We start from the raw sequence: 12,767 nt of genomic DNA, 5'->3' as shown, positions 1-12,767 counted from the left end.
ACCTTGCGAGCGCGCTAATTAGCGAAGTAACACGGCGGCTTCGCCTCTACTTAGTGTCATCCATAACTTGAGGTTTCAATATTTCATAGGCACTTCTGGCGGCAACTTGCTCTGCTTCTCTCTTGCTCTTTCCGGTGCCACTGGAAATACAGACCCCTGCAACCATGGCATCGGCGCTAAAACTCTTGTCATGATCAGGTCCAGTTTCGGTAACAATGTATTCGGGAGCGCCGCTACCAAGTTGAGCTGTGAGTTCTTGCAGTGCTGTCTTGCCATCTAAACCGGCACCACGCTGCATTGCCTGCGTCAGAGTCGTTGCAATTAATTTTTGAACGACCGTTGCAGTTGTAGCCAAACCTGCATGAAGATAAATAGCGCCTATCAATGCTTCTAGGGCATCGGCAAGTAATGAGTTTTTATCTCGGCCGCCCGTTACTTCTTCGCCTTTACCTAAGCGAATGTACTTACCAAGATCGAGTTCACGGGCAATATCGGCCAGCGCTCGCATGTTTACAACCCCGGAACGAAGAGGGGATAATCTGCTCTCATCTAAATCTGGAAAACGTTTATATAACTCTTCTGTGACTACTAAACCTAGAACTGAGTCGCCAAGAAATTCCAAGCGCTCATTGGTTTCTTTTGCGCCGCTTTCATATGCAAATGAACGATGAGTAAAAGCTAAGGCTAAAAGATTTGGATCAACGTCAACACCGAGGCGTTGTGTTAAATCAGCGTACAGATCAGACCTCGATAACCTGACGGCGGTTATAGGTTCCGCACGTTGGACATGCAGTGTGTTGCAATTTTGGTTGCTGGCATTGTGGACATGCCGCTAGAGCTGCTGCAGTTGTTTTCCACTGACTACGACGTGAACGTGTCTTTGAGCGAGACATCTTTCGCTTTGGTACTGGCACGGTGGCGTCCTTAATCTCTTCTTAAATCTCATCTGAGATACCGCGCTCGCATGGAGTGCGGATATGTCCGTAAGTATCCCCTAAAAGTACGAATTCTTAAAATCGGCTCAAATATCAGGCTACTTCTCTGGCCCGTCACCGAGTGAACCAAGGGCTGCCCACCGCGGATCTATCTGTTCATGGGCATGTCCCTCTGGAAGCAGTTCCCACTTCTCCCCGCATTGTTGGCATAAACCTAAACACTGCTCTGAACAGAGTGGATTCACCGGTAGCGCTAAAACAATGGCATCGCGCAGTGGAATTTCTAGATCCATGTAATCGCCTTGCATCAATAGCTCATCATCGACATCTAAGTCATCAATCACATCATCACTTGGGCGGCGCTTTTTTGATCCCTTTGAACCTTTTTCATGATGAACTTCGTAACGAAATAGCTCCTGAAAACTTCTATCAATATCTATCGCAATGGGATCAAGGCAACGGATGCATTCACCCATTGCTGTTGCAAAGACATCTGCCGTTGCTAGAACACCCTCAGTTACGGATTCGAGCTTGAGATCGACTTCAATTACTTCTCCGGCTGGAACGCTAATTAACTCCACACCAAAAGGTTCTGTCAGGTCGAAATCGATTGAATACTCTTTCATCTCACCAGCACGACGAGGTAGTTCGTGGGTGTTTACACGAAAAGGTGAATGCTCGCGAGTCATGCTTTTACTACTTTACTTATCGTTAGCGAGTTGCGATAAAACATCTTTATCGCCAGCGCCAGCAAGTCTTTCACGACCACGAGCCACGGCATCTGATGTTTTGTTAAGAATTACTTCAAGTGTTGCAAGTCGAGAGTCAATGTATTTTTCTACTTCTTCACGCTCGGCATCTGCTTCCATATGCGCATCATCTAAAATATGTTGAGCTTCTTCGCGTGCAGCAGAAACGATGGCGGTCTGTTCGATCATTCGAGAAACTTCTTCGCGAGCACTGGCAATCAAAGCTTCAGAACTCAAGCGCCCTTCTTCAATGAGCGCGTCGCGGGATGCCATAATTTTTCGTGCTGCTTCTAAATCATTTGGAAGCGCGGCTCGTGCTCCATCTAGAATTTCTAAAATTTCACCACGATGGAGAACGCAGGAAGCCGATAATGGAACGCCGCGTGCTTCTTCAACCATTGAAATGGCAGTCGTTAATTTCTCAATCGAATCCATGGATCACTTCCCTGCTACTCGACGTTTAAGTGCTTCGTTAATGCTCGATGGAACCATAGAGGAAACATCTCCACCGTAATGAGCCAATTCTTTCACAAGTGAGGAGGATAAAAAGGAGTGAGCTGGAGAAGTCGCCATAAACATTGTTTCAACACCCGAACCTTGAAGATTTACCTGCGCCATCTGTAATTCATAATCAAAATCTGAAACGGCGCGTAAGCCTTTAACAATGGATTGCACATCATTTGATTTGCAATAATCAACAAGCAGCCCACTCCAGGAATCTATTCTTACATTGGAGTATTTCGTAGTGACTTCAGTAATCATTGAAATTCGTTCTGCGACAGTAAATAAACTTGATTTAGTTCGGTTTTCAAGGACTGCAACAATTACCTCATCAAAATGGCGACTGGCGCGTTCGATAATGTCTAAGTGACCATAGGTAATTGGGTCAAAAGATCCCGGACACACTGCACGTCTCATGGGCCAAACGCTAGCAACGATTTCTTTGCTTATCCATTCTTAGCGTAATTGGCGTAATAAATACTGGCTTGTCCGTAGACCTTTGTTCGAGAAGGCTCATATCCCAGTGGCCACACAGGTTGTGGCGACTTTGATGCCCGCTCAACTGCGATGACTGCACCATCTTTATAGAAATTATTTTCTAGCAGTTTCTCTAAGACCTGAACTAGTTCTGCATCTGCAAAATCATAAGGCGGATCTATGTATACAAAGTGGTATTGATTTTGCGCAGGTGTATCAACGAATTTTTGCGCTGATATGTGAAATAGGTGGAAAACTCCAACAGGTTGGGCTTTTTGTACTAAAGCATTGTTTGTCGAAATTGTCTTGGCTGCTGCGTCATCCTTTTCTACACAATGCACCAGAGAAGCCCCACGAGAAAGAGCTTCCAATCCCATCGCACCAGATCCTGAAAATAAATCTAAAACGTGTAGTCCTAGAAAATCACCGAACTCAGATGTCAGTGTTGAAAAAATTGCCTCTCGCGCGCGATCAGAAGTTGGTCTAGTTGCGCCAGCAACACTTGATAAGGACCGCCCCTTTGCAACGCCTGCGATTATTCTCATGGCATCAACCCTTATCTATAAAATCTGTCGCAGAATCTGTTTCCAGTAACTTTAATTCATCATTGAGAGATTTAAACCCTGATAGATCTGGATCTTCTTGAATGAGCTTTCCAGCACTTTCGCGAGCACTTTCAATAAGTGCTTCATCACGTAAAACCCTTAATAAGCGCAGATGTGAACGAGTGCCTGACTGATTGGCACCTAGAACATCTCCTTCTCTGCGTTGTTCAAGATCGATTTTAGATAACTCAAATCCATCGAGAGTTGCAGCCACTGCATCTAGTCGAACTCTGGCCGGTGTCTCTGGCATTGCGTTGGTCACTAACAAGCACAAGCCCGGAGAAGTTCCACGACCAATTCGACCGCGAAGTTGATGTAATTGAGAAACTCCAAATCTATCTGCATCCATAATCACCATTACGGTTGCGTTTGCAACGTCTACTCCCACTTCAATAACGGTAGTTGAAACAAGCACATCTATTTCACCTGAAGAAAATGCAGACATTGTTGAATCTTTCACATCCGTTGAAAGTCGACCATGTAACGGGGCTACACGTAAACCTGAAAAAGGTCCGCTATGTAGCATTGGCCCTAGCTCTTCTACGCTAGCGATACTTTGCGTTTCAGTACCGAAGAGAAAATCCATATCGGCATCTTCATTATTTGTAGCATTAATACGCGGCGCAACGACATATGCCTGGTGACCTTTGGCTACTTCTTCTGCAATTCTCTGCCAAGCACGCTCTAGGTGAGCAGGTTTTTCTACAGCAGCAATAACGTGCGTTGTGATGGGTTGGCGACCTAAAGGTAATTCACGAAGTGTTGACACATCTAAATCGCCGAAGACCGTCATCGCAACTGTTCGTGGAATTGGCGTTGCAGTCATGACTAATAAGTGTGCGGGTGTGTGTGCTTTGTTCTTAAGAGCATCTCTTTGCTCAACGCCGAATCTATGTTGTTCATCGACAACGATTAATCCAAGATCATTAAATACGATTGATTCTCCAAGTAATGCGTGTGTGCCAATCACAATTCCGGCCGCGCCACTTGCGGCCAATGCAAGCGCATCTTTTCGAGCAGCCGCACTCTGAGAACCTGTAATAAGAGTTACCTGTGTGGCTTTTTCACTTCCACCCAACATTCCACCATGAGCTAAATTCCCTAACAACTTTGTGATTGTGCGCAGATGTTGCGCCGCTAATACTTCAGTCGGGGCCAGCAACGCTGCTTGTCCCCCGTTGTCAATAACAGTGAGCATGGCGCGCAGCGCAACAACAGTTTTACCCGATCCCACTTCACCTTGTAGTAATCGGTGCATTGGATGCGATTGACTTAAATCAGATTCAATTTCTGCAGCAACTTCTCTCTGCCCTGCAGTTAATTCAAATGGCAAGGTCTTATCGAAGGCTTGTAGTAGTCCACCAACGACAGCTGGTCTAGCGATTGCATCTAAAGATTTCAGCGCCGCTTTTCGCTTGGCCAGAACTAATTGAAGTAAGAAGGCTTCATCAAAAGTTAATCGCTCACGGGCCATTTCTGCATGATCTAAGTCAGCTGGCTTATGCAACTGAACGAGCGCTTGATGCAGCGTCGGATATCCATGTTTTTCGCGAATTTTATCGGGCAAGAAATCTGGAACTTCATCTAAACCTTGGATTGCTAGATCTATGCATTGAGCAATTTTCCACGATGGCATTTTTCCTGCGGCTGGATAAACAGCTAAGAATTTTCCTGCAAATTCATCCACAGCGCTATCGACATCATTTCCATCTGGAATCAATTCGTAATCAGGATGAGCCAATTGGCGCTTGCCTTTAAAGACTCCAACTTTGCCGGCAAATAATCCTTGGCGGCCCACTCTTAAATCTTTTTCTCTCCATGCTTGATTAAAGAAGGTAAGGGAGAGTTTGGCTTTGCCATCGGTGACTATTACTTCAAAAATACTTCCCTTTCGGCCGTGTAATGGACGATTAGTTGCACTAAAAACCTCGGCAAGAATTGTTACTTCATCGCCTTCTTGTAACGTTGAAATATCTGTTAACTCTCCGCGAACGGCATACCTTCTTGGATAGTGGCGTAATAAATCGCCCACAGATTTGATTCCAAAAGTGCTATCCAGAACTTTCGACGTGCGATCCCCCAGAACACTGCTCACTTTGCTCTCAAGGGTTGCCATGGCGTCATTGTCCACTGTTGAACCCAAATGAGCGTGGATTGGCGTCTAGGTATGGGCTCACGCTAATCTTGCGCTCTGTAAATCACTAAGAAAATCGGTACAAGGGAGTTCGGCAATGGCTGCAACATGTGACGTCTGTAAAAAGGGTCCAAGCTTTGGCAATAATGTTTCTCACTCACAAGTGAAGACTCGTCGTCGCTGGAATCCAAATATTCAACGCGTTCGTACCCTTGTCGGCGGAACACCTAAGCGTCAGAACGTTTGCACATCATGTCTGAAGGCTGGAAAAGTTACTCGCTAAATTTATTTTTAATTGAAATGGCGCCAGGAATCTGGCGCTTTTTTCATTTCTAATACTTTTACGCCGCTTCCTTCAATAACTCTTCCTATGCAAATCCCTGGAAGATTGACACCCGTGGCCAAGAGAACATGATCTTCACCGCCTGCCAGGATTAAATCCCACACATCACAACCAATGCTTTGAGCAACTGCTGCAAGGTCAGTGAATCCATCACCTTTTTCAATCTTCTTAGTATCAATTTCAAATGCAACCGATGAAGCTTTACTTATCTGTTCTGCTTGAATTAGCAAAGAATCGCTCACATCGCATAATGCATGTGCACTTTTAAAAGTACGCATCAGTGCGGGGTCGAGTTCCGGGGATTTGAATTGAGATAGGGCTCGCACAAAGGCAGGAGAGTGTGGAAGATTTTTTGACAGTATTTCAAAACCTGCACGAGAGAAACCAGGTAGTGCGGAAACATAGATCGAATCACCTACTTGGGCGCCGCTTCGAGTGATGTGTAATCGCGAAGTTCCGACCGCAGTCATCGAGATCATGATCTGTTGGGCTCGCGATAAATCACCACCCACAACTACTGAATCAGATTTGGCTGCTGTGTCTGCAATACCTTGGGCAAGTTCTTTAATCCAGGAAAGTTCTTCGTTGCCGGTCAAAGTTAAAGCAACAACGAGATAACGCGGATCTGCTCCCATTGCATAAATATCCGCCAAATTTGCAACTGTTATTTTGCAACCAATCTCGTATGCACTCGACCATTCACACCTGAAGTGAATGCCTTCAATAGCCATATCCGTTGTAATTACTGAGTGATGATCCGTTGTGACAACGGCTGCGTCATCGCCAATTCCCACTATTACCTCTGGGTTACTTTTATTTGAATGCGAAAAGATTGAGGAGATCTCCGAAATTACCTGCTCCTCATTGAAATTCATGCCTAAAGAATACTCATTGCCGCATCGGGTTCAGATGGGATAAGTTGTCCCCTCAAGAGCAAAAGGAGTCGAGCATGTCAGTTCAGGCATACATTTTGATTCAAACTGAAGTGGGTAAAGCTTCCAGTGTTGCAGCTGCCGTCTTGGCAATTCCTGGAGTGACATTGGCCGAAGGCGTAACAGGTCCATACGATGTAATTATGCGAGCTGAAGCACCAAGCATGGAAGATTTTGGTCGTGTCATTTTGTCAAAAGTTCAGACAGTACCTGGCATTACACGAACATTGACCTGCCCAGTTACATACTAATTTTCTAAAACACCATTGGTTCTTTGCTGTGCTGTTTTTATTAACTCTTCAATAATACTTTCATAGTTCTTACCGGTTGCTGCCCACATTTTTGGAAATACTGAGGTTTGCGTAAAGCCTGGCATCGTATTGAGTTCATTGATAAATACTTCACCTGTTGTTGCATAGAAGAAATCCACACGTGCTAATCCTGAACAACCCAAGGCTTTGAATGCTTGAATCGCTTTGGCTCTAATCTCTTCGGCAACATCGCTAGGAATCAGGGCTGGTAGCTCAATTTTTGTAGCACCATCTAAATATTTAGCTTCAAAATCGTAGAACTCAAACTTTGGATCTATTGAAATGGACCCCACTATTGATGCCTCTGGTGACCCGTTAATTTCAAGAACAGCGCATTCAACTTCAATGCCGTGAATTGCCTTTTCAACCAAGGCTTTGGAGTCAAATGTGTGCGCTTCATCAATGGCTGCAGCGAAGTCTTTTTCTGACTTTACTTTTGTTGTTCCACGACTTGAACCGCCACGAGCGGGTTTTACAAAGAGTGGATACTCCAATGATACTGCGCTCTTTTCGAATTGAGCACGCAGTGATTTCCACTCACTCTTTTTCACAACAAAGCCTGGAACAACACTCATCCCATGGGATGCAAAAATTGGCTTTGCAAATGATTTATCCATCGCAACCGCGCTTGCAAGAACACCGCTTCCAACATAGGCAATATTGGCCATTTCGCAGAAACCTTGGATGGTTCCATCTTCACCGTATGGTCCATGCAATAGTGGAAAAATAACATCAACATGTAATGGTTTTTTATCAACACTAAGTCCATGTATGTCTGCAACAACTTGAGGGGCATCAGTTGGAACTTCAGGTAATACTCCCCCTCGAATTTCTAAAGGAAAATCTTCTTGAACATGAACCCACGAACCGCTTCGAGTGATGCCGATCAGTATTGGTTCATATTTACTTCTATCAAGGGCGGCTAAAACTCCACCGGCAGAAACACAGGAAATTTCATGTTCGCTGGAGCGGCCACCGAAAATAATTGCAATTACTTTTTTCATGCGCGCTTTTTCTTAAAGTTACCCGTGCGCGGTAAATTCGATGTGTGTGGATCAAATATGTGTGCGGGTCTTTTCTCACCGCGAATCTCTTCTAGCATCGTGGTTAATTCTCCCATGATGTGAAGAGTTGCTTCAGCAAGTGCTGCTGGGTCATCTTCTTTTCCATACCAAAGCGACATATCTATTGGCTTGCCGGCCCGCAGAGTGATTTTTGAACGTGGCCAGATGCGTGGAATTTTGTTATAGGGCGCCAGCACATCACCAATTCCCCAGGCAGCTACTGGGATTATCGGTAATTTAGTAATAAGGGCAAGGCGTGCTGCTCCGGTTTTTGCAATCATTGGCCAAAGATTTTCATCCCGCGTCAACGTTCCTTCCGGATAAATTCCAATCAAGTGGCCAGCCTTAAGGGCTGCAACTGCGTGATCGAGTGCTTTACTGGCGTGAGTTGATTCTCTATCCACTGGAATCTGACCTGCTGCTAACAAAATACGTCCAATGACGGGCACATTAAAAACTGATCTCTTGCCAATAAAACGTGGAGCTCGCCCATTTTGAAATAAGAATTGCGCAAAGAAAAGTACGTCTGCATAAGAAAGGTGATTGCTAATTACAATTGCAGGACCTGATTGTGGAATGTTTTCAGCGCCTTGCCAGGTGCGTTTGGTGATGGCATTTAGCAGCGGGATCATTACTCGTGCGCAGAAATTAAAGGTTGGATTTGTTCCAAGTGGTTTGCCTGTAGGTGGGGCGTAAATAATCTGCGCGCTATCCATAGGCGCTAATCTAATAGCAAAAGCGCGGGAGCACCGAAATGGTGAGCCCGCGCTTTTGATTTAAAGCTAATTAACGACGCTTCTTAGCGGTCTTCTTAACAACGCGCTTTGCACTCTTCTTAGCCTTCTTCTTTGGAGCTGCTTTCTTTGCTGTCTTCTTAGCAGCCTTCTTTGGAGCAGCTTTAGCAACTGCCTTTGGCTCGATCTTTGGAGCTGGTCCAAGTTTACGATCGCCAGCAATAACTTCCTTAAGTCCCTTTGCAGGTAGGAAGCGTGCCTTCTTTGAAGCCTTGATCTTGATTGTTTCGCCAGTGAACGGGTTACGTCCCATGCGAGCCTTGCGATCTACTTTCTTAAACTTTCCGAAATCATTGATCATGACATCTTCGCCACGTGACATTGCACGAACGATTGTGTCAAAAACAACGTCTACAGCGTGAGCTGCGTCCTTCTTGCTGTCGTTGAAGTGTGGGGCCAACGCGGCAATGAATTGGGCCTTATTCATCAAAATCCCCTTAGTTTTACGCTTAAAAGTTAAGCAATCGCTTAACGCACGTAAAACTTAACTCTCGGATAGGGGTGAGTCCAATATGTCATTAGGCGTGTCGCATTATTTTATTTTGGAAAAAACTTCAAAAAAATTCACTTTTTATGCGTAGAAATCTCTAAAGTTTTAGTTGAGAGTTTTTATCAATCTACTCACCCGTATTAAAAATAAGCGTAAAAACCCTTCTTTTATTATCTTATTTGAGTGCTGGAAGAGTTTTTGGTTTGTAATCGGCGCGAGTTTTTTCGAAAGTATCGATGGAATCAGTTTGTTTCAAGGTTAAACCGATGTCATCTAAGCCCTCCATCAAACGCCAGCGGGTGTAATCATCGATTGCAAACTCTAAAACTATTGAATTATAAGAAACCGTGCGGGTTTCTAGATCCACTGTGATCGCTGTATCTGGCGCGCTTTCAATGGCGCTCCAGAGTGCTTCTACATCTTCTTGAGAAACGATTATGGTCAGCAGTCCGCCTTTAAGAGAGTTGCCACGGAAAATATCGGCGAATCTGGAAGAGATAACGACTTTGAAACCGTAATTTTGTAGCGCCCAGACAGCGTGCTCACGTGAGGAGCCGGTGCCGAAATCTGCGCCAGCGACAAGGACTGTGCCCTTCTTAAAGGCTTCTTGGTTGAGCACGAATTCAGGATCATTTCGCCACGCAGCAAAGAGACCATCTTCAAAGCCGCTTCGGGTAACGCGCTTGAGATAGACGGCCGGAATGATTTGGTCTGTATCTACATTGCTTCGGCGAAGCGGGACGCCGGTTCCTGTGTGCTTAATGAATTTTTCCATGGTGTATTTCCCTTACAAATCCGCTGGCGATGAAAGAGTTCCACGCAACGCTGTTGCTGCAGCAACTAACGGGCTTACTAAGTGCGTGCGTCCACCTTTGCCTTGGCGGCCTTCGAAATTTCGATTAGATGTTGAAGCACTACGTTCACCGACTGCTAGTTGATCAGGATTCATGCCTAAACACATTGAACACCCTGCATTTCGCCATTCAGCGCCGGCGTCAATAAATACCTTATCCAAGCCTTCAGATTCAGCTTGTAAACGAACTCGCGCAGAGCCTGGAACAACGAGCATACGAAGAGATGTGGAAATCTTTTTTCCTTTGAGAATTTCTGCTGCAGAGCGAAGATCTTCAATTCGTCCATTGGTGCAAGAACCTAAGAAAACAGTGTCAATCGCTATTTTTTTCAGTGGTGTGCCGGCTGTAAGGCCCATGTAGGTCAGCGCTCGCTCGGCTGCTCCGCGCTCTTCGGCATCCGTAATATCTGCAGGATTTGGAACCGAAGAATTCAGCGGTAAACCTTGTCCTGGGTTAGTGCCCCACGTAACAAATGGTTCTAGTTCGTTTGCATCAAGATTTATCTCAACGTCAAATTTCGCATCTGCATCGCTTTGCAGAGTGATCCAGTACTTAACGGCTGCATCAAAATCTCTTGGAGCGTGTGGCTTGCCCTTGATGTATTCAAATGTTTTTTCATCTGGCGCAATTAAACCTGCTCGAGCTCCTGCTTCAATAGACATGTTGCACACTGTCATACGTGCTTCCATCGAAAGTGCGCGAATTGCAGACCCGCGATATTCCAAAACATAACCTTGGCCGCCGCCTGTGCCAATTTTTGCAATAATCGCCAAGATAATATCTTTAGAGGTGACACCAGGTTTGAGAGTTCCTTCGACATTGATAGCCATTGTTTTAGGACGGATCAATGGAAGAGTCTGGGTTGCTAAAACGTGTTCGACTTCGCTTGTACCAATTCCGAATGCGAGAGCGCCAAAAGCACCATGAGTTGAGGTATGCGAATCTCCGCACACAATTGTCATTCCTGGTTGAGTCAGTCCTAATTGTGGGCCAACAACGTGGACGATGCCTTGTTCGGCATCTCCCAGTGAGTGAATACGAACGCCAAACTCTTTGCAATTTGCGCGCAAGGTATCGACTTGTAATTTAGAAACTGGATCTGCAATTGGCTTATCGATATTAAGCGTAGGAACATTGTGATCTTCAGTTGCAATTGTTAAATCTGCTCTGCGAACGCTTCGCTTGCTTAAGCGCAGACCATCAAAGGCCTGCGGACTCGTTACTTCATGGATCAAGTGAAGATCGATGTACAAAAGATCTGGTTCGCCCGCGGCGCTACGAACTATATGTTCGTCCCAAATCTTTTGCGCTAACGTCTTGGACATCCATCACTCCTTGTAGACATCTCATTTATTGAGATGCTAATATCGTATCGTGGATAGAGATAATAGCGGAGTCGGCGTATTAGATAAAGCCGTAGCCATTTTAGGCACGCTTGAATCTGGTCCGCACTCTCTGGCTGAACTTGTTTCAGCAACAGGTATTGCTAGGCCAACAGCCCACCGATTAGCCGTGGCCCTTGAGCACCACAGATTAGTTTCGCGCGATTTAACAGGAAGATTTATCTTAGGTAAACGTTCTGCTGAATTAGCAAGTGCCGCCGGTGAAGATCGATTAATTGCAGTTGCAGCACCTGCTTTGGCAGCACTTCGAGATGCCACCGGAGAGAGTGCACAGCTCTATCGACGTCAAGGTGATGTGCGAATCTGTGTTGCAGTTGCAGAACGTTTATCAGGATTGCGCGATAGCGTTCCAGTTGGTTCAGCCCTGACTATGCAAGCAGGATCTGCTGCACAAATTTTATTGGCGTGGGAAGACTCAGAAAAAATTCATAGAGGTCTAACGAATGCACGATTTACTGCAGCGCAATTAGCTGCAGATCGTCGTCGTGGGTGGGCTCAATCAGTTGGAGAACGCGAAGCAGGTGTTACATCTGTATCTGCGCCAGTGCGTGGACCAAATGGAAAAGTTATTGCAGCCGTGAGTATTAGCGGTCCTATAGAGCGCCTTGGGCGCCAACCAGGACGCGTACACGCAGCAGCGGTGGTGGCAACTGCTGCTCGATTAACTGAGCACCTTGCAAAAAAGAATTAATTAAGTAAATCTAGCTCGCGCATCACACGTGAAATAGTTGAGTATCCAAAACCTTTACGTGCCAGAAGAGATTCGATGCGGCGTATCTGCACATCTGGTTCTTGGCGCGACATCGTAGAGAGTTTGCGCATGCCGAGTTCAAAGGCCATTCGATACTCACTCTCATCAGTAATGCTCTCTAGTGCTAAATCAATGCTCTCTTGATCAACACCGCGCTGGCGCAACTCGCCAGCAATGGTTCGCTTAGATAACTTCTTCGAACGAGTGCGAGAGTCAGTCCATTGCTGGGCAAAATCTTGATCATTGAGCAAACCTGATTCGGTTAATTTATAGATGGTTGCTTGAGCAACATCATCTTCTATGCCGCGCTTTTTAAGGTGAGCGAGAAGCTCGCCCTTACTCTTCGCTCTGGTCACAAGTGCATTAAGCGCAATTGTGTGAGCTACTGAGTAAGGGTCGGAGCCTTCGCCTCTTTCAACCTTTA

At 45.6% G+C, this 12,767-nt stretch carries 17 protein-coding genes; 3 read left to right on the top strand and 14 right to left on the bottom strand.

Annotated features, from left to right (window positions below):
- Positions 1 to 46: 46 nt before the first annotated feature.
- From rnc to recG, 7 genes are all read right to left on the bottom strand, one after another.
- Positions 47 to 739, bottom strand: a complete 693-nt coding sequence (rnc, locus tag PHILAsVB114_RS02640; protein WP_236850924.1) for a ribonuclease III — start codon at positions 737 to 739, stop codon at positions 47 to 49.
- Position 740: 1 nt separating this feature from the next.
- Positions 741 to 893, bottom strand: a complete 153-nt coding sequence (gene rpmF, locus PHILAsVB114_RS02635; protein WP_420021988.1) for a 50S ribosomal protein L32 — start codon at positions 891 to 893, stop codon at positions 741 to 743.
- Between the two features lie 140 nt (positions 894 to 1,033).
- Complete coding sequence (locus PHILAsVB114_RS02630; RefSeq protein ID WP_095697851.1) at positions 1,034 to 1,624, bottom strand: YceD family protein; 591 nt, start codon at positions 1,622 to 1,624, stop codon at positions 1,034 to 1,036.
- A 12-nt stretch (positions 1,625 to 1,636) separates the two neighbouring features.
- Positions 1,637 to 2,119 carry an ATP synthase subunit B family protein gene (locus PHILAsVB114_RS02625; RefSeq protein WP_095697850.1) on the bottom strand — a complete coding sequence of 161 codons (483 nt, stop codon included), beginning with the start codon at positions 2,117 to 2,119 and terminating at the stop codon, positions 1,637 to 1,639.
- 3 nt (positions 2,120 to 2,122) lie between these two features.
- On the bottom strand, positions 2,123 to 2,602 hold the full coding sequence (gene coaD, locus PHILAsVB114_RS02620; RefSeq protein WP_095697849.1) for a pantetheine-phosphate adenylyltransferase: 480 nt from the start codon (positions 2,600 to 2,602) through the stop codon (positions 2,123 to 2,125).
- A gap of 29 nt (positions 2,603 to 2,631) precedes the next feature.
- Positions 2,632 to 3,207 carry a 16S rRNA (guanine(966)-N(2))-methyltransferase RsmD gene (gene rsmD, locus PHILAsVB114_RS02615; protein ID WP_095697848.1) on the bottom strand — a complete coding sequence of 192 codons (576 nt, stop codon included), beginning with the start codon at positions 3,205 to 3,207 and terminating at the stop codon, positions 2,632 to 2,634.
- A 4-nt stretch (positions 3,208 to 3,211) separates the two neighbouring features.
- Positions 3,212 to 5,383, bottom strand: coding sequence for an ATP-dependent DNA helicase RecG (recG, locus tag PHILAsVB114_RS02610; protein ID WP_095697847.1), 2,172 nt, complete (start codon positions 5,381 to 5,383; stop codon positions 3,212 to 3,214).
- Positions 5,384 to 5,498: 115 nt separating this feature from the next.
- Between recG and rpmB the strand changes: the two genes are divergently transcribed.
- Positions 5,499 to 5,684, top strand: coding sequence for a 50S ribosomal protein L28 (rpmB, locus tag PHILAsVB114_RS02605; RefSeq protein WP_095697846.1), 186 nt, complete (start codon positions 5,499 to 5,501; stop codon positions 5,682 to 5,684).
- 8 nt (positions 5,685 to 5,692) lie between these two features.
- On the opposite strand, the gene thiL is transcribed toward rpmB, so the two are convergent.
- Positions 5,693 to 6,619, bottom strand: a complete 927-nt coding sequence (gene thiL, locus PHILAsVB114_RS02600; RefSeq protein WP_095697845.1) for a thiamine-phosphate kinase — start codon at positions 6,617 to 6,619, stop codon at positions 5,693 to 5,695.
- 74 nt (positions 6,620 to 6,693) lie between these two features.
- Here thiL and PHILAsVB114_RS02595 point away from each other — a divergent pair, with 74 nt between their 5' ends.
- On the top strand, positions 6,694 to 6,927 hold the full coding sequence (locus tag PHILAsVB114_RS02595; protein WP_095697844.1) for an Lrp/AsnC family transcriptional regulator: 234 nt from the start codon (positions 6,694 to 6,696) through the stop codon (positions 6,925 to 6,927).
- Here PHILAsVB114_RS02595 and PHILAsVB114_RS02590 read toward each other — a convergent pair.
- The 5 genes from PHILAsVB114_RS02590 to leuC form a co-directional block, all read right to left on the bottom strand.
- Entirely contained in the window at positions 6,924 to 7,991 is a 1,068-nt protein-coding gene (locus PHILAsVB114_RS02590) for a D-alanine--D-alanine ligase family protein (protein ID WP_095697843.1), read from the bottom strand. The two genes, PHILAsVB114_RS02595 and PHILAsVB114_RS02590, sit on opposite strands and share 4 nt — an antisense overlap.
- Entirely contained in the window at positions 7,988 to 8,767 is a 780-nt protein-coding gene (locus PHILAsVB114_RS02585) for a lysophospholipid acyltransferase family protein (protein WP_095697842.1), read from the bottom strand. The genes PHILAsVB114_RS02590 and PHILAsVB114_RS02585 overlap by 4 nt, the downstream gene beginning before the upstream one ends.
- Positions 8,768 to 8,837: 70 nt before the next feature.
- On the bottom strand, positions 8,838 to 9,272 hold the full coding sequence (locus PHILAsVB114_RS07025) for an HU family DNA-binding protein (protein ID WP_095697841.1): 435 nt from the start codon (positions 9,270 to 9,272) through the stop codon (positions 8,838 to 8,840).
- 238 nt (positions 9,273 to 9,510) lie between these two features.
- On the bottom strand, positions 9,511 to 10,110 hold the full coding sequence (gene leuD, locus PHILAsVB114_RS02575; RefSeq protein ID WP_095697840.1) for a 3-isopropylmalate dehydratase small subunit: 600 nt from the start codon (positions 10,108 to 10,110) through the stop codon (positions 9,511 to 9,513).
- Positions 10,111 to 10,122: 12 nt separating this feature from the next.
- Entirely contained in the window at positions 10,123 to 11,514 is a 1,392-nt protein-coding gene (gene leuC / locus PHILAsVB114_RS02570; RefSeq protein ID WP_095697839.1) for a 3-isopropylmalate dehydratase large subunit, read from the bottom strand.
- 49 nt (positions 11,515 to 11,563) lie between these two features.
- On the opposite strand from leuC, the gene PHILAsVB114_RS02565 reads away from it, so the two are divergent.
- On the top strand, positions 11,564 to 12,283 hold the full coding sequence (locus tag PHILAsVB114_RS02565; protein ID WP_095697838.1) for an IclR family transcriptional regulator: 720 nt from the start codon (positions 11,564 to 11,566) through the stop codon (positions 12,281 to 12,283).
- Here the strand turns inward: PHILAsVB114_RS02565 and PHILAsVB114_RS02560 are convergent.
- Positions 12,280 to 12,717 (bottom strand): regulatory protein RecX, encoded by a 438-nt coding sequence (locus PHILAsVB114_RS02560; RefSeq protein WP_420021987.1) that lies wholly within the window; start codon positions 12,715 to 12,717, stop codon positions 12,280 to 12,282. The two genes, PHILAsVB114_RS02565 and PHILAsVB114_RS02560, sit on opposite strands and share 4 nt — an antisense overlap.
- Positions 12,718 to 12,767: the final 50 nt, after the last annotated feature.

The sequence above is a fragment of the Candidatus Planktophila limnetica genome (genome assembly GCF_002288365.1).
GTDB classification, from domain to species: domain Bacteria; phylum Actinomycetota; class Actinomycetes; order Nanopelagicales; family Nanopelagicaceae; genus Planktophila; species Planktophila limnetica.
This window is presented reverse-complemented; position numbering and strand designations above follow the sequence as displayed.

Bases quoted from the DNA above. Each gene is read 5' to 3' on its own strand.
- PHILAsVB114_RS02595 (WP_095697844.1), top strand. From the start codon at position 6,694: ATGTCAGTTCAGGCATACATTTTGATTCAAACTGAAGTGGGTAAAGCT.
- thiL (WP_095697845.1), bottom strand. From the start codon at position 6,619: ATGAATTTCAATGAGGAGCAGGTAATTTCGGAGATCTCCTCAATCTTT.
- rpmB (WP_095697846.1), top strand. From the start codon at position 5,499: ATGGCTGCAACATGTGACGTCTGTAAAAAGGGTCCAAGCTTTGGCAAT.
- PHILAsVB114_RS02630 (WP_095697851.1), bottom strand. From the start codon at position 1,624: ATGACTCGCGAGCATTCACCTTTTCGTGTAAACACCCACGAACTACCT.
- PHILAsVB114_RS02590 (WP_095697843.1), bottom strand. From the start codon at position 7,991: ATGAAAAAAGTAATTGCAATTATTTTCGGTGGCCGCTCCAGCGAACAT.
- PHILAsVB114_RS02585 (WP_095697842.1), bottom strand. From the start codon at position 8,767: ATGGATAGCGCGCAGATTATTTACGCCCCACCTACAGGCAAACCACTT.
- rsmD (WP_095697848.1), bottom strand. From the start codon at position 3,207: ATGAGAATAATCGCAGGCGTTGCAAAGGGGCGGTCCTTATCAAGTGTT.
- coaD (WP_095697849.1), bottom strand. From the start codon at position 2,602: ATGAGACGTGCAGTGTGTCCGGGATCTTTTGACCCAATTACCTATGGT.
- PHILAsVB114_RS02625 (WP_095697850.1), bottom strand. From the start codon at position 2,119: ATGGATTCGATTGAGAAATTAACGACTGCCATTTCAATGGTTGAAGAA.
- rpmF (WP_420021988.1), bottom strand. From the start codon at position 893: ATGTCTCGCTCAAAGACACGTTCACGTCGTAGTCAGTGGAAAACAACT.
- PHILAsVB114_RS07025 (WP_095697841.1), bottom strand. From the start codon at position 9,272: ATGAATAAGGCCCAATTCATTGCCGCGTTGGCCCCACACTTCAACGAC.
- leuD (WP_095697840.1), bottom strand. From the start codon at position 10,110: ATGGAAAAATTCATTAAGCACACAGGAACCGGCGTCCCGCTTCGCCGA.
- leuC (WP_095697839.1), bottom strand. From the start codon at position 11,514: ATGTCCAAGACGTTAGCGCAAAAGATTTGGGACGAACATATAGTTCGT.
- recG (WP_095697847.1), bottom strand. From the start codon at position 5,383: ATGGCAACCCTTGAGAGCAAAGTGAGCAGTGTTCTGGGGGATCGCACG.